This window comes from Streptomyces sp. x-80 (assembly GCF_046549095.1).
Classification (GTDB): domain Bacteria; phylum Actinomycetota; class Actinomycetes; order Streptomycetales; family Streptomycetaceae; genus Streptomyces; species Streptomyces celluloflavus.
On sequence record NZ_JAJPWM010000021.1, the window covers coordinates 1 to 20,221 of the forward strand.

Genomic DNA, 20,221 nt, shown 5'->3' on the forward strand with positions numbered 1-20,221 from the left:
ACACGGCGAGGGCACTCGTTCGCGGGACAGGCCCGGCGAACCCGCCCCGCTTCCAGCACCACCCCACTACACTCCCCAAACCCAAGCCGTTGACCAGGCAAAACATCAAAGTCCGGCTGGAGTACTAGGCATGTCTAGTCCCGTCCCAGCGCCAGCGCCTTGAGTGCGTGGTGACGTCCGTGGTGGAGAAGCGTCTGGGCGCTCTGCCCGTCACTGCTGAGTTTCTGCGCCGCCTGGATGTAGCCAGGGTCATCGACGAGGTGTGTCCGAGTGGCGGAGCGCCCATCTGACGCACGGGCAGGTCATCGAGGCGCTGGTGGCCAGCCGGCAGACCTCGCCCGCACCGCTGGTGCGGGTCGGGGACTGGGCCCACACCTGGGCGGTGGAGGAGGTCTTCGATATCACGCCGGACCTCCTCAACGATGACCGCCTGGCCCGCGCGCTGGACGCGATCGCTCCGAAGCTGGAGGTCATCGCGGGCACGGTCGGCGCTTGGACGATCACCGAGTTCGGGATCAATGTCTCGCGGCTGCACTGGGACATGACCGGCATGTCCGTCCACGGCGCCTTCCCCGCCGAGGATCAGGACGAGCGATACCCACTCATCGCCTGCAACGGGCATCCCAAGGACCGGCGCCTGGATCAACAGGCGCGCCAGCTGCGCGAGTGTTCGGACGAGGTTGAGGGTCGCATAGCGCACTGACAACGGGCCCACCTGCTGGACCGGTTGGTGGACGCGGCCGATGTACGGACCGCGTGGAGGGGCTCAGCTTGGATCAGCAACGAGCTGTGGTCGACCTCCTCGTCGAGGTGACGATCCTGCGGGCCCCTATGTGTGTGGGTATCCGCCGACGAGGCAGATAGGGGCGTGCCGTACGTCGAGGTGACGTGTGGAGAGCTCACGACTAGATTCACTGTCAGAGAAGTCGAAACGACTGGGTTCGCCGCCAAACGCCTCGATTAGCCCACAAAGGTCAACTATGCTTTTCTGATTCCCAGTTGAGGAGTTTGACAGCTACCGAGTCATACCGTCTGACGGCGGCGCTCCGGAGGCTGACCCTGACGGCAGCACAGCGCGTCGGCCGATGACCATGTCTCGCCACCGTTGGCGGACCCTCTGCTGATCGTCGAGCCAATGTGCACGGGAGGGAGAGTCGAGCGCGAGGCCGGCCATGAAGTGGGCGATGTCGACGTAGTAGGCGTAATAGCCCTCGCGGGTCAGCTCACGAAGTCGGCTGACCTTGTAGGCAACGCCCTCTTGGTCGTCGCGGATCGCGTGGTGGAAGGCGCGTGCCAACTCCAGCTTGGCCTGGGCGAAGAGCAGGCCCGACGTGCTGATCTCGGCCGCCAGCACCTGTGCCCGCTCCTCGACTCCCGTACCGGTACCGGCATCGCGCAGCAGTGCTGCGATGCGTACGTCCAGGGTTGCGGCACGCAGATCGACCTGGGCCAGGAGGTGTTCGCCGAGGTCGATCTCGTCATCGATGGTGAGGTCAGTCGTGAAGGCCAGGGTGAAGGCTCGCATGGCCTGTGACATAGCTGCTTCCCCGCGCTTGCCGTGCTCTTCACCCTCCGTACGAGCAGCTCCGAATGCCTGCGCGGCCAGCTGCACATTGCCCTGCACCCACTGCACGTCGCCGACGACGCGGTGGTGCCGCCCCTCCCAGCCCAAGTTTCCTGCGGCCGCAAGAGCCGTCGGGAAGTCGCCGGCGAGCCGAGAAAGGTGGGCGATCCCACGGCGAGCATTGGGGGCCAGGCGCCCGCCGCCGTCGGCAACCCTCTGCATTCCCTGCCGGGACTTCTCGGTGTGCCCGAGGTCGCGTTGCGCCTTGGCCCGGTAGTAGACAGCCATGTCGGACAGCTCCGCGGGCAGCAGCCCGGTATCGGCGACCATCGTCAGGCGCTCTACGGTTCGAGCACGGTTCTCGTGCTGCCGACGGGCGAGCGCGCTGAGCAACTCCACCAGCGCTTCAGCGGCCGTGGCGGCTGTCCCCTCTCCCTGGTGGCCCGCGGCCAGGTCGAGCGGTTCCCACACGGAGTCGCCGACGTAGTTCCACGCAGCCTCGGTGAGCCAGCCGAGGTCGAGTCGGTAGTCGCGGGCGATGGCCAGTCCCTGGCGCAAGCAGCCGACAAGAAGCGGCCGGTCGCGATCCGAGCCGTCCCTCCACTGCTCTCCGAGGGCAGAGAGGGCACGGGTGGCGGCCTGCTGCCAGTCAGTGGCGGACCAGCGGTCGTCCGTCTGATCGTCGGCGCCCCGGATCGTCGCGCGGATGAGGGCATGGAGGTGAAATGGCCACAGTCCGAACGGGGTCTCCCGTACGAAGGGACGCTCGACGAGCCGCAGGGCAGGCGCTTGTTGTGGGAGACCCGCCGCCCGGGTCGCCAGGGCGATGTCGAAGGAGGAGAAGAGGCTGACGGAGCGCAGCACGTGACGCTCGGGGGCGGTGAGGTCGGAAAGAGTGCGGGCGATCAGCGCCGGGAAGCCGTGGTCGAAGTCAGCCGGCTGTGGGGTGTGTCCGCTGCGGCGGAGTTCCAGGAACCTCATCACGGAGAGGTCGAGGTACAGCGGCAGGCCGTGCGAGCGCTGTGCGATAACGGTGCGGATGGAGTCGCTTATGAGGGGGCGACCTCCAGTGGAGAGGCGGCGGGCAAGGTAGTCGTCGCAGTCCTCGCAGGAGAAGTCGCCGATCAGCATCTGCCGTTCACGGCCGGGAGCAGGTAAGTCCACACGGTCCTGGGGGACGTCGCGGGCAACCAGGCCGGGCCAGGCACTGGGGCCGGTAAAGTCGAGCTGGCCCTGGAGCGCTTCGTCAGCCCATTGCAGGCGGGAGCGGCCGGTGATGACAAAGAAGGCGTTCGGCATCAACCACACCAGGCGCTGCAGGAGTCGCTCGAAGTCCCGGTGGGTACGGTCCCCGATCTCCTCGAAGGTATCCAGCAAGATCACTGGCGTGACCCGCTTCGCGGCCGGTATCCGGCCAAGCTCCCAGGCGAGCAGGTGCGGGTAGTAGGAGAGGGAGTCCAGGTCCGGTTCGCTCTCCAGGAGGTCGGCCAGGCGTGCGCAGTCGGCGAGCGCCCGCACGGTCCGCCGACGCTCGCGCAGCGCCCCTACGAGCACCCCGGTCACCTGCCCGATCGCGGAGCCCACCGTGCCGGGCAGCAACAGGGCCTGGGCTACGTCGGAGAGCGCGGACTGCATCTGCTGCGGCAGCGCCTTGCCGAACCGAACGGCCAGACCACCGCGGTTGAGAAAGTCCTCCAGTGGGTCTCCCGGGTGCTGATGCTCCCAGTAGCGGCGCAACGCCAAGTCGAAGGCGGGCAGTGGCCGGCCGATGGCGGCCAGGGCGAGGCGGACGGAGAGCACGACCTTCTCGAAATCGGGGTTCACGGAGCGCGCGAGATCGATCCGTACGGGCAGGATCCGAGCTGCGCCCCACAAAGGAGCGCCCCACTGGGTGGGACGCTGCCCGGGGTCGGCGAAGGAAGCTTCGAACTTGCGCGACAGCGTGGACTTCCCGATGCCGCCGATTCCATGGAAGGCCACCACGTTGTCCCGAGCAGCTTCCAAGTCTGCAGGATCAAACCCAGGGGCATTGACATGCCGCAGATGTGCAGCGAGCGCAGCCACCGCGAACTCCCACTGCGCCTGACGGTTCGTGAACGCCTCCGCAGTTCCAAGCGTGCGGTCGTTCGTGCTGAACAGCGCTCGTAGATCCCACCCTGCCACGCCAGCCCCCATTGAAGATTATATGGCCGCCAACTTACGCCCACTCCAGTCCTGTTGGAGAAGGATCTCCGAAGACGGCTGCGCCCCACCAGTGCGCACCGCAACCAAACATGAATGGACGACGCCGCGGGCAAGGAGCACGGTCCGGGCTTGACCTCCGACCCAGATCCCCCTGGCAGGCAGCCAGGCAATCTGCGTACGCAATGCATCCCGCACCTGAGGCTTCGGAGTCGCCATCGATAACCAAGAGCGCGCGACCGGCAACGCATTGTCAGTGCCGAGCGCTAGCGCCCCCTCCTTGAAGCACTGGCAATGGGAGATCCGATGACCCTGGTAGGCGACGGCGTCCAGCGAGGTAGGCGCACGAAGCAGCCCACGTGGGTGTGGCTCATGACCCTGACGGCCAACGCGGGCTCCTGCACATTCTGCGCCGTCAAACCGTCGACAACCCTCGACCACGAGGCTCCGATCGCGGACAACGGCGCGGACGTGTGGTGGAACTTTCTACCCGCCTGCAAGCCATGCAACGACTGGAAGGGTAAACGGACAGCCACAGAATGAGGAAGTTTCATCGTGGTTCGTGCAGGTCAACGGGCTGGCGTGAGGAGCCGTTGGGCTACTTGCGCATGTCCCGGGCCTGATCACTTCGAGGAGATCATCTGTCGGCCCGCTTCGGGCCGTTTTCCGGGATCTCCTGAACTCTGCGTACACAGCCCCCTACCGTGCGAGCAGGGTCGCGACGGTGAACCCGTGAAGGAGGGGGCATGGCCCAGAACCTGATGGAGTGGCTGATCGAGCGCCGCGTTGTGCTGGAGGAACACGCCAGACAACTGCGCAAGGAGTTGGCCGACACCGAGGCCGAGGTGGCCCGGCTGGGAGCCGCCGAGGTCGTCTACCAGCAGTTCCAGGAGGATGCCGAGGCCGGGCATCCCGATGCCGCGGCCTGGCAGCAGGCTCTGGAAGAAGCCACCGGCGGGGAGCCGGCTGTACCCGCGCAGGGTGTCGGTGCGACACCGGGGGCCGCTGGCCAGCTGCTGATCCCTCACCGCACCGACGGCAGCGACGTGGAAGACCTGCCCGCCGACTACCGCCAGATCATGGGGATCGTCGCGAGCGGTGCCTGGGGAGCACCGCCGTACAGCTCCGCGACGACCTTCCCCACCTCCGGGTCCCCGGTCGTGATTCGCCACGCCTACAGTGCAACAGGGCGGTTGTTGAGCTGCTGACCCGCCCTGAAACGGCCCACGTAGTCACCGGCAATCGTCTTGGGGCGGGCGTTGGGGTCGGTGTCAAACACACGGAGCGTGCGGGCCACTGTGCCGGCTCGCCTTGGGAGGTGCGTAGAAAGAGGCAGCGAGAAGGCCGGCGTATAGCCGCCGGGCCTGTCGCTGTTTCCATGCACTGGGGCCCGTGACACCCGCCCCACTCCCTACGCCGCGCGGCGCTGGGTACCTGTCTCCGCCTCCCCGCCGGAGGCCACCGGGCGCCCAATCACACCGCGCTTGTTCTCCCGCTCCCAGTCGAACACCGCGCGCAGGTGAAGGAAGGTCTGGAACAGCTCCGGTGTGTGGCGCACAGGAACGAGCTTCCAGCCCTCCGGGCGGACGTGGAGAACGGCCGTTGCGTCGATCGCCGGGACCGGGACGGACTCCCCCGTATCCGCCTTCACTATGCGGTCCGCGTTCGCGTACGCAGAGAGCTGCAAGGCCACCTCCTCATGCACGCCGGAGCGGGTGGTCTTCCAGTCCAGGACGACCGTCTCCCCGGCAATGCGCGCTATAGCGTCGAAGCTCCCGGCATAGTTGTGCTGGTCCGACCACACCGCATCCTCCAGGAACAGGAACTCCGGCTGGATGGCGTCCAGGAACTCCCGGAAGTGGTCGGCGTACGCGCGGAGGTCCGGGTGGAGCCGGGTCACGTCCTCGCCACGTGCCAGGCGTTCGAACACGTCATGGGCCGCCGACCCAGTGTCGGCCGCCTGCTTCGTCACCCGCCGAGGAGCACCCTTCAGATAGTCGATGGCTCCCGCACGGTCGTTCATGGCCAGGCCCACCAAGGAGCCGATGTTGTCCACGGCTGCCGTAGCCACCTCCTTGGCAGCCCAGAACTGAAGGAACCCCTTCGGGAGCATGGACAGGATGGAGGTCACACCGGGCGCTTTGGCCCCGGTCTCCGGGTCTACGTAGAACCGGCTGCCGGACCGGCTGATGGTGTTCAGTGCTGCCACGGGTCTCTCCGCTCGCTCACGGCCGCCAAGGGCCACTCAGGTGCCTACGGCGGCATTCACCGGGGGCCGTGACAGGGCGCGGCAAAGGTTCGAAACCAGCCACACACAAACAACAATTCTCTGCCATATGTGCACTTGACCAGCAAACTTAAAATCGGAAGCCTCAATTCTCGATCTTTTGCGCCATATTCCATTTATCGCACCACTTACCCTCTTCCATCCCATCGGGTCACATGCCAAGCTAATCACCGAAGTCGCCAATGCGCATGCAGCTTCCACTCAAGCAAAAACATGCGAGTAACCAGCTGCACAGGAAGGCAAAGCGGACCACTGGCGACCTCTAGTCTTTAGAGTTGCGTAACGCCCTCTTGCGATTTTTTCGGGAGTTATTTATGCGTGCAGCAAAGAAGTTGACCGTAGCAATCGCCGCGGCCGCATTGGCCATCCCGGCAACCTCTGCATACGCGAATTCAACACCAGTCAAGGACGGCCCCGGCGCAGCTAAGGTCATACAGATATTCGATGTAAATTGGCGCTGGGTGCCGAACAGTGTCGCATTACGTGAAGGTAATTCAAAATTCGGACGTCAGCATATAGCAAAGGGCGGAAGTACCGGTAACACGACAAATCACGAACTGACCCCGGCTGCAAAGCGCCTCTGGGTGATAGCCATGGAGAAGGTCGACCCGGGTACGCATAGCAATCCATTCCCGGGAGGGACGTTATCGATTGCCCACTACGCAACGCCCTCCGGGGTCAAGCGAACCATGTGTGTAGTAGATGATGCCAATGGCTATGTTTATGCGGGAAAGAACTACGGCCCTAAGGGAATAATCACAGCGTTCTGGGTCAACGGACATAAAACCCTCAGTGGATGCAGTAGAGACTAAAGGGCATCGGTTACCCTTGATGGAGCTGGGCAACTAATCCAGAAGGGGTAGAGATGATTGATCGTTGGAAAGTTGGCGATCGGGTCATGGTATCTGCAGAAACTGACCATCCAGAGGACCCCATCGGCGTGGTAGCTATGCTAACCGCGGACGGAGATGTGCTCGTCTCCTTCCCTCAAGCAGGCGCAGAGGTCCATCCCCCAGAAGATCTCACCCGTGCACCCGCCGAGGCGTCTGCAGACGAGGAGTGAGGCTCGCCGCAAGAAGGCCCCCAGTTGCTGACGGGTTCTGCACATAGGGGCAATGCAGAGGGGTGAATCGAGTGCGGGGTGGTCAGCCCTCGGCTCGAGCTAGGTTCCGTGGCCAGCTGGGCGCTTTGACCCAGTCGACGAGCTTGCCAGCGCAGGAGGAGTCGCCCCAGATACGGCAAAAGGCCCGGACGGAACAACGTCCGTCCGGGCCCGTACCTCTCGTTATCGGCCGGCGCCGTCACCCACCGATGCCTCCGGCAGCGTTGCCGGGTTGTACTTCGCCGCCACCTTGCGGGACGCTCCTTCACCCAGGAAGAGAATCACCAGGAAAGTGATCGCGTCCACGGCCTGGTCATTTACGGCCACGTCCGCCACGGCGGGGATGTAAGGGAGTTCGGGGCCGCGGAGCCATGACCGAACCACCGTTTCCCGAAAACGTCGGAAAACTGACTGACAACACGTCAAGAATGCACGTCCGTGCAGGTCAAAGCCCCATCCACCTCACCCTCACCAGGTGCCTTCTAAGCACTTGGCCGCAGGTTCGAGTCCTGCCGGGGGCGCAAGTTTACGCAGGTCAGAGCCTGTTTTTAGCCCTCCGCGAGATCGCTCGCGGAGGGCTTTCCCATCGCCCGAGGCATCGTTTTGCCCCGTTTCGCACCCCACGTCAGGGCCCGCCATCCCACATGCATCCCCCGGGCCGGGGCAACAAATCATGCGCGCCACTCCTAGCGAGAGAGAAGTCGCTGGTCAGAGTCATACTCATGGGCCATCAGGTCAGAACAGGGTAGGCGCCAAAGCGGCACCTGCCCTGTTCTTCAACTGCTGACTCGATCTGCTCCACGCCTGTCCTCGGGCCGCCACACGCACGTAGATTCAACCCTCGACGCGAGCCGCCCCACGTAGATGCGGCTGTAGGGCTTCACGGGTGGGGGAACGATGGTCAGAGCTTGGACGGTCCGCGGGGGCCAGTACGGGGAGCGCGAAGAGCAGGCGCTGGACGAGGGTGTGGTGATCGCCGGCTGGGAGGAGGTCGGGGATCTGAGCGGCTGCGCGTCGATCGCCGAGGTGGGGGATGTTCTGGCGCGAGCCTATCCGGGTGAGCTGCCCGGCAGGGTGGACAACTGGAAGCATCAGCTATGGCGCTTCATCACGATGGAGACCGGAGACCTGGTCGTGATGCCCCGCAAGTTCCTGGGAGTCGTCGCCATCGGGCGGCTGACCGGCGGATACGAGTACCGGAACGAGGCCGCCCCTGGCTTCCGGCACACGCGCAAGGTGGAGTGGGTACGCACCCAGGTCGAGCGTGCCGCGATCGGTGGCGACCTCCGCGACAGCATCGGCGCGTTCCTGACCGTGAGCGAGCTGAGTCGCCGTGACGCGGCACACCGTGTCGAGACACTGGCGCAGACCGGTGTCGACCCGGGCTACAAGGGCGCCGTGGAGCCACCTGCGGACCCTGAGGCGCTGGAGCAGGATGTGCGCGACGAGGGCACCCGACAGCTGACCGCCCGGGACCTGATCGGCCTGTGGGGCTGGCAGAGGCGCACCGGTGACGCCATCGACCTCGTCGACCGGGAGCTCGCGGCTCGAGGTCTGCAGGTGGCCCCGCATTTCACGGAGGTGCAGCTCGACGGCCTGATCACGGTCTCCGCGGAGGAAACCACCCTGACCGGGGAGACGGTCCAGGAGCCACCAGGAACGGATCTTGGTCACACACCCACGAGGGTCGCGGGTGAGGATCTGAGTCGACACTGGCGCATCGGCAGCCTCCCCTTCGCCCGGGATGTGGTCACGGTCTGTTTCGACGAGCCGCTGAGTCGCGCCATCACACGCATGGTCCAGGGCGACTTCTCGCAGCTTCCGGTGGTGAACCGGAACAACGTGCTGCGAGGGGTCGTCACCTGGGAGAGCATCGCCCGTGCCCAGTTGGGTCACCGCGGCGCCACCATAGCCGCGGCTCTGAACCCCCACCCACTCACCGCTCAGGAGCAGGAAGAGCTGTTCGTCCGCATCGACGACATCCAGCGTCACGGATTCCTGATCGTCACCGATGGCGACAACCTTGTGCTCGGCATCCTCACCGCATCCGACCTGGCCGACCAGCTCAAGCTGCGGGTCGAGCCGTTCATCCTCCTGGGCGAGGCAGAACGGCGCCTGCGCCGCCTCACCGACCGCCTGCCCGTGGACGAACTCCCCACCAGCTCGGGAGTACGCAAGACGCGCGCCGCAGGCAAGTACCTCACCCTCGGCCAATATCCGGAAGTCCTCAAGGACGACGCCTGCTGGGCGAAGCTGGCGTGGCCGTACGAGCAGGACGATCTAGTGCGCCGGGTCACCGCCGTCAAGGAGTACCGGAACGAGCTCGCTCACTGGGACATGGACGCTCCGGAGACAAAGACCGAGGCCCTGACGGAGACCAAACAGCTGCTGAGCCTGTTGAAGCTGATCGACCACGATCCACGGCCATAACCGGCCGACTCACCCTGGGCTGGGCCGTCCACCTGTCAGGCGCCCAGCCCAGGGTCGTCGAAGCCGAGGTCGATCACCGCGAGTGCCTCAGCGATCTCGACCGCCAACTCGTCCTCCGGCCCACTGACCAGGACCACATCCTGATACAGCGGCTCCAGCACCTCCCTGGCCTCCGACGTCCGCCCTTGCGCAAGCAGCAACATGCCGATGTTGTGCCGGAGCTCCACCGCTTCTTCGCTCGCGTCGCTGTCAACGGCGCGTACGATGTCCAGCACTTCCGTCAGCTGCGCCAGCGCGTCGGTGACCATGCCGAGTTCGGCACGGCACCGTGCGGCCTGGGCACGACAGGCACGGGCCTGGTCACTGGTCGGCCCGGCAATACGGGCATACGCGTCGGCGAGAGTGTCGAACTCGGGTCGCGCGGCGCGGTAGTCACCGCCGAGCAGACGCACCGCGGCCCGCTGCCTGCGCAGCCCCAGTACCGCCCTGTTCTCGGGGCCGAGCGCACGAGCCGCCGGTTCGATGACCTCGCCGAGCACGTCGACTGCCTGCGAGAACCGCTCCTCCCCGATGAGAAGGTCGGCCTGGTCACGAGCTGCCCGGATGTCCTCGCGCAACTGAGTCGGCACCGGCATGGGTTGCGGCAGGACGGGACTCGGCTGATCGACGGCGGGCACCTGTTCACGAGCCCGGGGTGCGTAAGGCTTGCGGTAGAGCGCTGTCGGATCAGGCACTCCGGAAGGACCTTGCCCACCGCTGACGGCTGTCTCATCGCCAGGCAGCGGCAGAAACGGGAGCAGCCTCTCATACACCTCTTGTGTATCGCCCGGTCGTTCCTCGGGTGCCTTGCCCAGCAGACACAGGACAAGTTCCTCCAGAGCGGGCGGCACCTCAGGGCGCAGCTGCCTCAGAGGCGTGGGGGCTTCGCTCACATGCTGGTACATCAGGCCGAACTCGTCGCCGGCGGTAAACAGCAGGCGCCCACTGAGCAGTTCGTGCAGGACGCAGCCGAGTGCGTAGAGGTCCGTCTGCGGAGTGATCGTGCCGCCGCGTACTTGTTCGGGAGCCATGTACTGGTACGTGCCGATGGGCGTCCCAGTCGCGGTCAGCTTTGTGACGTCCGTACGGAGAATGGCGGCGATACCGAAATCCAGGACCTTCACCGTGCCGTCGCGGGCGACGAGAATATTGGATGGCTTCAGGTCACGGTGGATCACTGGGACTTGGTGTGCGTGCGACAGCACTGTCGTGACCTGCGCGGCCACCGCCGCCGCCCAGCCGATCGGTAGCGGGCGCGCCGGGTTGACGTACCGGGCCAACGAGACACCATCGACGAGTTCCATCACCAGGAACAGCCGTTCCAGCGAGGCATCGAGCACCGCGTCGTACACCTGAGGTACGCCGGGATGCTGGATACGCGCGGTAATCCTGGCCTCGCGCTGGAAGCGCTTGGCGAACTCCTCGGCAAGGTGCGGGGCCGCAACCAACGATGCTTGTCGAAGCAGCTTCACGGCGACGGGGCGGTCGAGCACGGTGTCGTAGCCGCGCCACACATCGCCCATGCCGCCGTGGTCAAGCTCCTCGAGGAGTTCGTAGCGGTCGGAGATGGGCTCGGGTGGCACGGTGCTCTCGCTTCCTGCGCTGGTGACCGAGTTTCGGCGTTCGCGGTGTGACGGTGCGTGTCCAATGTGACGACTGGGGTGATCATCCGTCCAGGCCAGGTCCAGCCAGGATCAGAGAGCGAGCGGTGCCGGGGGCTCCCCGGCACCGCTCCACGAGACGTGACGGACGAGTACGTCAGAACCCGTCGTCGACCCCTTCTTCGCTCCGGATCATCCGCCAGGCGGCCTTGCGCGCACTGCGGTCGAGGCTCGACTTGAAGCCCTTGTCGCCGCCGAAGTACTGGCGGCCGAGCCCGGCGATGGTGTCGATGTGGTCGGCCATCTTGTCCTCGAAGACGTCGTCGAAGACCAAGCCGAAGTTGTCCACGTCGTTGTTGGCCACAGCGGCAGCCCGCACCTTGGGGTCGGCCTTGGCCTCTTCGAAGGGGCGCAGGACGTCCTGTTCGGTGAACTCGGTGCCGAACTTCTCGTTGAACTTCTCGATCAGCTCGGACAGCAGCGACTTCTCCACCTCTTTGGCGCCACCGGCTCCGTCGCCGAACCCCTTCAGGTCGGCCGCTCCCTCGGGGCTGAGTGAGACGTCGTACTCGCCGGTCCTCTCCACGCGCATGTGGCTGAGGTCTACCTCACCTATGTCCACGCCTCCGTCGGCACGTCGCGGGAGCCGGTTGAGTAGATGACGGCCGTACAGGTGCAGCCGCTCCAATTCAGCATCCTGGTACGGCACGATCTGGGCAAGGAACCCGTACTTGCGCACGTAGTCGTTGAGGTTGGCGCGGAAGTCCTCAGCCGTCTCGGCCTCCTCGTCGTCCTCACTCTCCATCAGGGCGGTGAACCGCTCGACGGCCGGGGACAGGAGTCGGTACAGCTCAGCGTGCAGCTTCTCCCACTTGGCCTGCGAGCCACCCGCCTTCTGCTTCGCCTCGAAGTATGCGGCGGCGAACTCGTCCATCTCCTGCTCGGCGAGCATCGGCGCGGACATGACGCGCCCCTGCTCGGTGTACAGCAGGTTCGGGTCGGAGGGGAGGGTGTTCGCCTCCTCGAAGTACGGGCGGAAGGCGTCCCGGATGTCCTCGGCCTCGTTCACGAAGTCCAGGACGGCGAGGTCGGACTGCGCCTTGCGCTCGGCCGTCCGGTTCAGCCGGGACAGCGTCTGCACGGCGGCGATGCCGGTCAGTCTCTTGTTGACGTACATCGTCGTGAGAAGCGGCTGATCGAACCCGGTCTGGTACTTCTCCGCAACGACCAGGATCTTGTACTCGGGCTTGCCTGAGCCACCCGCCTTGACCGCCTTGTCGTCGGCACGCGTGTACGCGAATGCCTCGGGCAGCGCGCTCTCGGCGAGCCCACCGTTCTCCTTGCTCTCGGTGGTCTCCTCACCGTCAACGGTGAGCGAGCCCGAGAAGGCGACAAGGACTCCGAGGTCCGGGTACTTCGTGTCGTAGTCCCGGTCCTTGATGTAGCTCTTGATGGCGCGCGCCATCTGCACGGCGGACTGCCGCGACGCGGTGACCACCATCGACTTGCCGCGCCCGCCGAGCCGACCGCGGGTGTGCGTGACGAAGTGCTCCACGATCACCTGGGCGTGCTGCGCGACAGTCGAGTCGTGGGTGAGCGCGTACCGGGCGAGCAGGCCATTGGCCTTGGAAGGGTCGACCTCCTTCTCGTCCGGGTTCTGGTTCACCAGCTTCCAGTACGTGTTGTACGTGACGTAGTTGCGCAGCGGGTCGAGGATGAAGCCTTCCTCGATGGCCTGCCGCATCGAGTACGTGTGGAAGGGCCGGTACTTGGCCTCGCCGACGATGTCGTCGAGCGTCCCGAAGAGTTCGAGGGTCTTGGCCTTGGGGGTGGCGGTGAAGGCGAAGTAGGAGAGGTTCGCGGCCTGCGCTCGCTCCTCGGCCTTCTCCTTGAGCTGGTCGGTAAGCGTAACGGTAGTGGCGCCGGCGTCCTCGGAGTCGGAGTCCAGACCGAGGTCACGCAGGGCCGCTTTGACAGCCGTAGCGGCGTCACCGGACTGCGAGGAGTGCGCCTCGTCGACGACGATCGCGAACCGGCTGCCCGCGATCTCGGTCGGGTTGCGCTTGATGTAGTCGAGCAGCGCCGGGAACGAGTGCAGGGTTACGGTGACGATCTTCCCGGTGTCCCGGGACAGCGCGCGGGCGAGCTGCTCACCCTTCGCCCCGTTCTTCTCATCGATCTTCACGACGAGCCCGGCGGTACGCGAGAAACTGCCGACGGTCTCGCGGAGTTGGGCGTCGAGATTGCGTCGGTCGGTGATGACGATGACCTTGTCGAAGACCGGCTCGCCGGGTGCGATGCGGCCCGCGGTCACAGCGTCCTGGTCGAGGGTGCGCGGGTCGGTGCCGGCGTGCAGGTCGGAGAGCCGGTGGGCAAGCCAGCCGATGGTGTTGGACTTGCCGGACCCGGCGGACGCCATGATCAGGTAGTTCTGCCCGGAGCCGTGGTGGGCAGCGTGGGCGGTCAGCTTCTTCACGACATCCCACTGATGGAATCGGGGGAAGATCGTGGTCCGGCCGGCGCCCTTCTTCTGCTTCTGCTGGTGCACGAAGCGTTCGAGGAGGTCGAGCCAGTTCTCCCACTCCCAGACCTGCTCCCACAGGTAGGAGGTGGCGTACGTGCCGAAGGCGGTGGGGGCGGGGTTTCCGGCGCCGCCGGGTTGACCGGGCCCTTCGGAGCCGGTGTTGAAGGGCAGGAAGCGGGTGTTCTTGCCCTTGAGCTGCGTGGCAACGAAGACGAGGTCCGGGTCAACGGCGAAGTTCGCGACGACGCGCTTCGCGAAGATCAGCTCGGTCGGGTCGCGGTCGGTGCGGTACTGCTCCTTGGCGTGCTCGACACCCTGTCCGGTGAGCGGGTTCTTCAACTCGGCGGTGGCGAGCGGAATTCCGTTCAGGAACAGGGTCAGGTCGAGGCGGTGCCCCCAGTCGGCCTGCTTGGTGGCGTACGGGAGCTCGCGGACGACGGTGAGGCGGTTGGCCTTGTAGGGGGCGAGGATGGCAGGGCCGGCGACGAGGTTCGGCCTGAAGTAGGCGACGCGGAGCTTCACGCCGCGGTCTTTCACGCCTTCGCGGAGGACGTGGAGGACGCCGTGCTCGGCGATGGCCTGGTCGAGGCGGCGGGCGAATCCGCGCTGGGCTTCGGCCTGACCGCCATAGACGTTGGCGAGCTCGTACCACTCGTCGGGCTGGGTGCGGCCGATGAAGGTGAAGAGCTCGTTGGTGTCGAGGCCGAGGTCGGGTCGGTAGTCCTCGGGGTTCGCCTCGCGCCAGCCGCGGTCGAGGAGGGCGGCGACCATGGCGGAGCCGAACTCTTTCTCGTGGTGCACGTTGCTCATGGAGGTCGTGACTCCGTCCGTCATTCCGTTACGTTGCGACCGCTGGCGGTGGAGACGTCGAATTGGCCGGTTACGGCGGCGGTGATTAGGGATTGGCGGCGTTCGGCGAGGAGCTTGCCGAACTGCTCGAACTTTTCACGCAGGGGTCTCACTTTCCGGATCTGCTCACCGATATGTTGCTGTTCAAAAAGCGATGCGACCGGAATTGGAATACGTCCGAACATATCCCAGTTTCGAAAGTCAAAGGCTCGCTCACGAGTGCTGAACGAGAATCCCGTCAAGTACTCCTGGAGCGCAAGAATACGAAGCATGCGTCCATAATAGAGTGCGTCGCCACCTCGCTTGGGTGTGAGCACGTGATAGACGGGGCTGCAATTACCTTCGGCCTCGGAAGTCCCGATGGCACCCGCGAATCCGTCCAGTCCATGAACCACGACATCATCAATGCGAACAGCTTGCCCCTGAGGGTCGCTAGAAGCTGAATTTGTGTAGCCCTCAGCTCGACGCATTGAACGTGCCGTCACCTGGCCGTCACGAAATGCCGTGATCACTTCCGGGAATTTCGAGGTGGGACGTACCTGCTTATCGAGCAGCCAACGCATAGCCAGAACGGGTTCGCCTGCAATTCGGTCACCCAAACAGCTACGACCAATTACCGCGAGAATCTGATGGTTGATCCGTTCGTCCAGCAGCTCGTGCATCCTGGATTGCGCCCGCAACATCGCGTCCATTTTCCCAGTCTCGGCGTCGAGGAAGTCGGCGATGTGACGCTGCTCCTCCAATGACGGCAGAACCGTCTCGAGGGCGGCGACCTGAGCCACGCCGATCCCTGGCTGTGCAGCACTAACGGAGTACTGCCCCAGATTCATTGCATGTAGCATATATGCAAGCCATCTAGCGTCCACGCCTGAGACTGGCGAACAAACAATGGCATGCTCACTTGCCCAAAACGAACCATCCGCAAGGTGAATATTTCCACAGAGCGCACCTTGGCGGCCAATTAGCACATGCATTCCGCTGTGAGTTGCGTCCTCGGTGAATCCACGCACACCGTTTCCGCCGTATACGGGGATGCTCCCCGAATCTCTGATTCGCTCGGATTCAATAGCCTCTCCTGCACGCATCCCTCGTGTCAGGTATTTGATCCTGGCCGACTTCCAATCAGTCGGCACGTAAGTGTCGGTCAACCATGCGACCTCTGCCCTCTTCGTGGCATACCCAGTGGTCATTCCGTCACTTCCCCCAACAGCCCCTGAATCTCCGCCTCCAGCGCCTTCAGCTCCGCGTCAATCTCCGCCAACGGCCGCGGCGGCTCGTACACGTAGAAGTGCCGCGTGAACGGGATCTCGTAGCCGATCTTCGTCTTCGTGTGGTCGATCCACGCGTCCGGCACGTGCGGGTGTACCTCGCGCTTGAGGTACTCCTCCACGTCCTCGCCCAGCGGCACGTTCTCGTAGTCCCGCAGTTCCGGGTCCGGCTCGTCCGCACCCTTCACCTTTTGGATCTCGCCCTCGGGGTCCCGTACCCCGACCGCCTCGCGCATCGCCTTCATGAACGGGGCGCCGCCAGGCCAGAGCAGCCCGGCCGCCACCACCGCGTCCTTGAGATCGACGAACGCCTCTGCCTTCGTCGCCCATTCCGAGCCGAGCAGCAGGCGGAACGCCTCCACGAACTTCTCCGGCTGCGGGAGCTTCTGGAACGGCTTGGCCGTCAGCATCCCCGCCAGCGTCTCCTCCGTCACCTCGAACCGGAGCTTCAATGGCCGCTCTACCGTGATCCGTTGGTAGCCGAAGGCCGAGTTGTCGAAGACCTTCACCTTGCCGTGCAGCGGGTGCCCAGCATCCCCCGCGACGTCCACCGCCTCCGCGTACAGCCGTGTGATGTCCGCGATGTGGTTGGGCTTGCCGTTCTTGCCGTCACCCAGCTCCTTGCGCTTGTCGCCCAGCGACTTGCGCATCTTCACCCACTGGTCGCGGGCGTCGAGGAGCATGACCTTGCCCTTGTGGTCCGGTGCCTTCCGGTTCGTCAGGATCCAGAAGTACGTCGAGATGCCCGTGTTGTAGAAGAGCTGGTCGGGGAGGGCGACGATCGCTTCCAGCCAGTCGTTCTCCAGGATCCAGCGGCGGATCTCCGACTCGCCCGAGCCGGCCGCTCCGGTGAACAGCGGGGAGCCGTTGAAGACGATCGCGATGCGGGATCCGCTACCCCCGTCCACGTCGACCGGCTTCATCTTGGACAGCATGTGCTGGAGGAAGAGCAGCGAGCCGTCGTTGATGCGGGGCAGGCCCGCGCCGAAGCGGCCCGCGTCGCCCATCGACTTGTGCTCGTACTCGACCTCGTCCTTGACCTTCTTCCAGTCCACGCCGAACGGCGGGTTGGCCAGGAGGTAGTCGAACTTCTTGCGTGCGTGGCCGTCGTCAGAGAAGGAGTTGCCGGCAGCGATATTCTCCGGGTCCTGGCCCTTGATGAGCATGTCGGAACGGCAGATCGCCCAAGACTCGGGATTGAGCTCCTGCCCGTAAACCTTCACCTTGGCGTCCGGGTTCAGGGCGGTGATGTGGTCCTCGGCCGCGCTGAGCATGCCGCCCGTGCCGCAGGCGGGGTCCATGACGGTGCGCGCGGCGCCGGGCACGCTGAGCGCGTCAGCGTCCGGAGCCACCAGGAGGTTGACCATCAGCTTGATGACCTCGCGGGGGGTGAAGTGCTCACCCGCGGTCTCGTTGGACTGCTCCGCGAAGCGGCGGATCAGCTCCTCGAAGATGTAGCCCATGTTGTGGTTAGGGACCGTATCCGGGCGCAGGTCCAAGTCCGTGAACTTGCCGATGACCTGGTAGAGCAGGCCGGCCTCTTCGAGCTTCTTGATCTGACGGCCGAACTCGTACTTCTCCAGGACCTCCCGCGCATTGTCGGAGAAGGCGTTGACGTAGAGCTGAAGGTTGGCCGCGGCCGTGTTCGCGTCGTTCGCGATCTTCTTCAGGGTGAGGTTGCTAGCGTTGTAGAAGGCGTGCCCGGACGCTCGGCGCAGCAGCCGTTCCGGCTTCACGTCCTCGGCCGCGTACTTTGCGTACTCCTCGGTGAACTTCTCCCGCGTCGGTTCAAGGACGCATTCGAGGCGACGCAACACCGTGAACGGCAGGATCACCTTGCCGTAGTCGGACTGCTTGTAGTCGCCGCGCAGGAGGTCGGCGACAGACCAGGCGTGGTTCGCCAGTTCCGTGTGCTTGTTGCTGTTCAACGGTTTCCCTTCGGCGCCTGCCCGGGAGAACGGGCCAGGCGGTGCGGATGTGATCCGATGCAATGCGGTGCCTATGAGCGGCTTGGCCTCTCTACGGCTAAGGACGGGCAGGGGTTGCCCCGTCGTCGCTGTCCGACGGCGACGACGCCGGAGGCATCAGTGTCCCGCTGGTCAGCCCCTCTGCGAGCGTCTTTGGCAGCAACGTGGCGAGTTCGGTCACCTGACGTGCCGCCTGGCGCAATCCGTACAGGTGCCGGAAGGCTTCGCCGTATCTGCGCTGCTCCTCCAGGGGCAGGAGGGGCACTCGTAGCCTTGACGGGTCGATCTGCACCGAACTGGTACCGACCGAGGCGCTGTTGAGGTTGTCCTCCGCGGTGAGGAACCCGGCCAGGAACCAGGCGTCGAGGCGCTTCGGGTCCGGGCGGATCAGACGAACTCCGCGGCCGATCACCGCGCCGCTGTCCTGCTCGTCCGCGACGCGAGCCGTCGTGCCGTGCGCGCTGCGGATCTCCGCCAGCAGTACGTCCCCTTCGGCGACGATCACCGTCGTGTGGGGGACGGGTGTCTGAGGGGCGGCGGTGGCCCGCTGCCCCGCCATCATGTCGCGCCCGCCGAGCACGGGCCGGTTCGCGAACTCGGCGGGAGGCGGGGTGTCCCGCTCCCGGGTGGAAGGCGGACCGACGCGGTGAAGGGTGAGGGCCCCGCCACGCGTGAGGTCGGCGAGGGTCGCCGTTCGCCACTGACGGGCTTCAGCGCCCACGGCAGGCCACTGGCCCTTCCGCGCCTCGGCAGCTAGCCCATCAGCAGCTTGCGCCAATTCACGTCCAAGTCGAGCCGCCTGTTCGGCGACTGCGACCGGGGCCGCCGCAACCGCCGCCGTACGGATATTGCGAGCCGGGGTGACATCGACCAGGTCGTCCAAGAGGTCGACCACCGGGACAGCACGCGCCTGACTCGGTACGTCCTCGAATGCGGCGGGATCGGTGACGTACGAGGTCCAGTAACCCAGCACTCCCTCGCTCAAGGCATCCCAAGTGGCGGTGACAGCGCCGTCGCGCCTTGGTGCCCCGCCGGAAGCGCCCGTTCGAGCAAGACGCGCAGTCGTCCCTCCATCACCGCCGATCAGAGCTGCCCCGTCCACGCACAGGACCGAATGGTGTTCCGGGGCCGTCAGATCAGGCCGCTGGAGCACCCACACGTGCAGTCCGATGTGGAGGGGCGGCGCGGCTCCGGCCGGCAGGGAGATGACTGCGCGCAGCGCGCCGGTCCGGATCAGCTCGGCGCGGATGCGGCGGCTCAGGGAACGGGAGGCGGTGGCCGGTGGCAGGAGCACGGCAGCGAAGCCCCCGGGCGTGACATGGGCCAGCGCGTGTTGGACCCACGCCAGCTCCGAGTCACCGCGTGGGGGCACGCCGTAGGCCCAGCGCGGGTCGTAGGCGAGCTCGTCGTGGCCCCAGTCGCGGTCGCCGTAGGGCGGGTTGCACAGCACGCCGTCGGCGGTGAGGTCCGCGAATGCGTCGGCACGCAGAGAGTCCTCCGCGCGGATGTCAGCGGGAGAGTCGGGGGCTTCGATGCCCAGGTGGATCAGGCTTCGCCGGGCCTGCACGGGCACGAGGTCCTGTCCGTACAGACGCTGCGCGCCGTGCCGGGCCGCGGCGACGAGTAGCGCGCCGCTGCCGCAAGCGGGGTCGAAGACCCGTACGGGATAACGGGAAGGTGACCCGGCGGCGAGCAGCCGTGCCATGAGGTCGGCCACCGGGCCCGGTGTGGTGTACGTGCCGCCGGCCGCCTCGTCCTCCAGCTCGCGCTCCGCCAGCACATCAACGGCATCCTGACCCTGACCAGCGTCGATGCAGCGGAGGATCGCTCGGAGCAGGGACGCGTCCGGCGCCGTGTACGTCACGTCGTCGAAGTGCGCCTCAGGTGGCGCGGGAAGTTCACGGACGATCTCTTGGGCCCGGGCCGCCACGTCGCTGTCCGGGAGGGCGTCGGCCGCGTTGAAGAGGTCGGGGCGCCGGCGCTCGGCGAGTACGAAGGGCAGAAGGCGGGCTGCCGCCGCGCGACCGTGCGCGCTCAACCGCAGCAGCGTGCGCAGCTCTTCCAGCGGCGGGATCTTCTCGCCGTGCCCGCGCCCGGCCAGCCAGCCGCGCACCTCTCCCAGGTCGTACAGCGGACTGCTGTCCGTGCCCCCCGCAGGAGAGGGGAAGTCCGCGTGCCGCCGGCGCCAGTTGCTGACGGTCGCCCGCGTGACCCCTGCGAGCCGGGAGATCTCCGCCGCGGTGACCTGGGCGGACACCTCGGGTGCGGCAGAGACGTCGGGCTGCTTCGGCATGTCAGAGGTTCCTCGCTATTCGACATGAGCGACAGGCAAGAGATTACACGCATCCAGATTCAAGTCAATCGTTTGACAGTGCTTTCACTGGCATGCTCAACTCTGAATGTCGCCAG

Annotated in this window: 13 protein-coding genes; 5 read left to right on the plus strand and 8 right to left on the minus strand. The window is 65.7% G+C overall.

Annotation, left to right across the window (positions count from 1 at the left end; all coding sequences use genetic code 11):
• Positions 1–262 precede the first annotated feature (262 nt).
• Positions 263–703, plus strand: a complete 441-nt coding sequence (locus ACLJWH_RS33025) for a DUF4277 domain-containing protein (protein ID WP_411145459.1) — start codon at positions 263–265, stop codon at positions 701–703.
• 312 nt (positions 704–1,015) lie between these two features.
• Here the strand turns inward: ACLJWH_RS33025 and ACLJWH_RS33030 are convergent, their stop codons facing one another.
• Positions 1,016–3,568: an ATP/GTP-binding protein gene (locus ACLJWH_RS33030; RefSeq protein WP_411145460.1), complete on the minus strand. Its 2,553-nt coding sequence runs from the start codon at positions 3,566–3,568 to the stop codon at positions 1,016–1,018.
• A 549-nt stretch (positions 3,569–4,117) separates the two neighbouring features.
• Between ACLJWH_RS33030 and ACLJWH_RS33035 the strand changes: the two genes are divergently transcribed.
• Positions 4,118–4,288 (plus strand): HNH endonuclease, encoded by a 171-nt coding sequence (locus tag ACLJWH_RS33035; RefSeq protein ID WP_411145461.1) that lies wholly within the window; start codon positions 4,118–4,120, stop codon positions 4,286–4,288.
• Between the two features lie 203 nt (positions 4,289–4,491).
• Positions 4,492–4,953: a hypothetical protein gene (locus ACLJWH_RS33040; protein WP_411145462.1), complete on the plus strand. Its 462-nt coding sequence runs from the start codon at positions 4,492–4,494 to the stop codon at positions 4,951–4,953.
• A gap of 203 nt (positions 4,954–5,156) precedes the next feature.
• On the opposite strand, the gene ACLJWH_RS33045 is transcribed toward ACLJWH_RS33040, so the two are convergent.
• The gene (locus ACLJWH_RS33045) at positions 5,157–5,954 is read right to left on the minus strand and encodes a hypothetical protein (protein WP_411145463.1); all 798 of its coding nucleotides are present in this window, start codon (positions 5,952–5,954) and stop codon (positions 5,157–5,159) included.
• A 392-nt stretch (positions 5,955–6,346) separates the two neighbouring features.
• Here ACLJWH_RS33045 and ACLJWH_RS33050 point away from each other — a divergent pair, with 392 nt between their 5' ends.
• Entirely contained in the window at positions 6,347–6,844 is a 498-nt protein-coding gene (locus tag ACLJWH_RS33050) for a hypothetical protein (protein ID WP_411145464.1), read from the plus strand.
• A gap of 473 nt (positions 6,845–7,317) precedes the next feature.
• Here the strand turns inward: ACLJWH_RS33050 and ACLJWH_RS33055 are convergent, their stop codons facing one another.
• Positions 7,318–7,470: a hypothetical protein gene (locus tag ACLJWH_RS33055; protein WP_411145465.1), complete on the minus strand. Its 153-nt coding sequence runs from the start codon at positions 7,468–7,470 to the stop codon at positions 7,318–7,320.
• A gap of 561 nt (positions 7,471–8,031) precedes the next feature.
• On the opposite strand from ACLJWH_RS33055, the gene ACLJWH_RS33060 reads away from it, so the two are divergent.
• Entirely contained in the window at positions 8,032–9,564 is a 1,533-nt protein-coding gene (locus ACLJWH_RS33060; protein ID WP_411145466.1) for a CBS domain-containing protein, read from the plus strand.
• A 35-nt stretch (positions 9,565–9,599) separates the two neighbouring features.
• Here the strand turns inward: ACLJWH_RS33060 and ACLJWH_RS33065 are convergent, their stop codons facing one another.
• From ACLJWH_RS33065 to ACLJWH_RS33085, 5 genes are all read right to left on the minus strand, one after another.
• The gene (locus tag ACLJWH_RS33065; RefSeq protein WP_411145467.1) at positions 9,600–11,186 is read right to left on the minus strand and encodes a protein kinase domain-containing protein; all 1,587 of its coding nucleotides are present in this window, start codon (positions 11,184–11,186) and stop codon (positions 9,600–9,602) included.
• A 175-nt stretch (positions 11,187–11,361) separates the two neighbouring features.
• On the minus strand, positions 11,362–14,538 hold the full coding sequence (locus ACLJWH_RS33070; protein ID WP_411145468.1) for a type I restriction endonuclease subunit R: 3,177 nt from the start codon (positions 14,536–14,538) through the stop codon (positions 11,362–11,364).
• Positions 14,539–14,558: 20 nt separating this feature from the next.
• Positions 14,559–15,767: a restriction endonuclease subunit S gene (locus ACLJWH_RS33075; protein WP_411145469.1), complete on the minus strand. Its 1,209-nt coding sequence runs from the start codon at positions 15,765–15,767 to the stop codon at positions 14,559–14,561.
• Positions 15,764–17,773, minus strand: coding sequence for an N-6 DNA methylase (locus tag ACLJWH_RS33080; protein WP_411145470.1), 2,010 nt, complete (start codon positions 17,771–17,773; stop codon positions 15,764–15,766). The genes ACLJWH_RS33075 and ACLJWH_RS33080 overlap by 4 nt, the downstream gene beginning before the upstream one ends.
• A gap of 97 nt (positions 17,774–17,870) precedes the next feature.
• The gene (locus ACLJWH_RS33085; protein ID WP_411145471.1) at positions 17,871–20,105 is read right to left on the minus strand and encodes an N-6 DNA methylase; all 2,235 of its coding nucleotides are present in this window, start codon (positions 20,103–20,105) and stop codon (positions 17,871–17,873) included.
• Positions 20,106–20,221 lie beyond the last annotated feature (116 nt).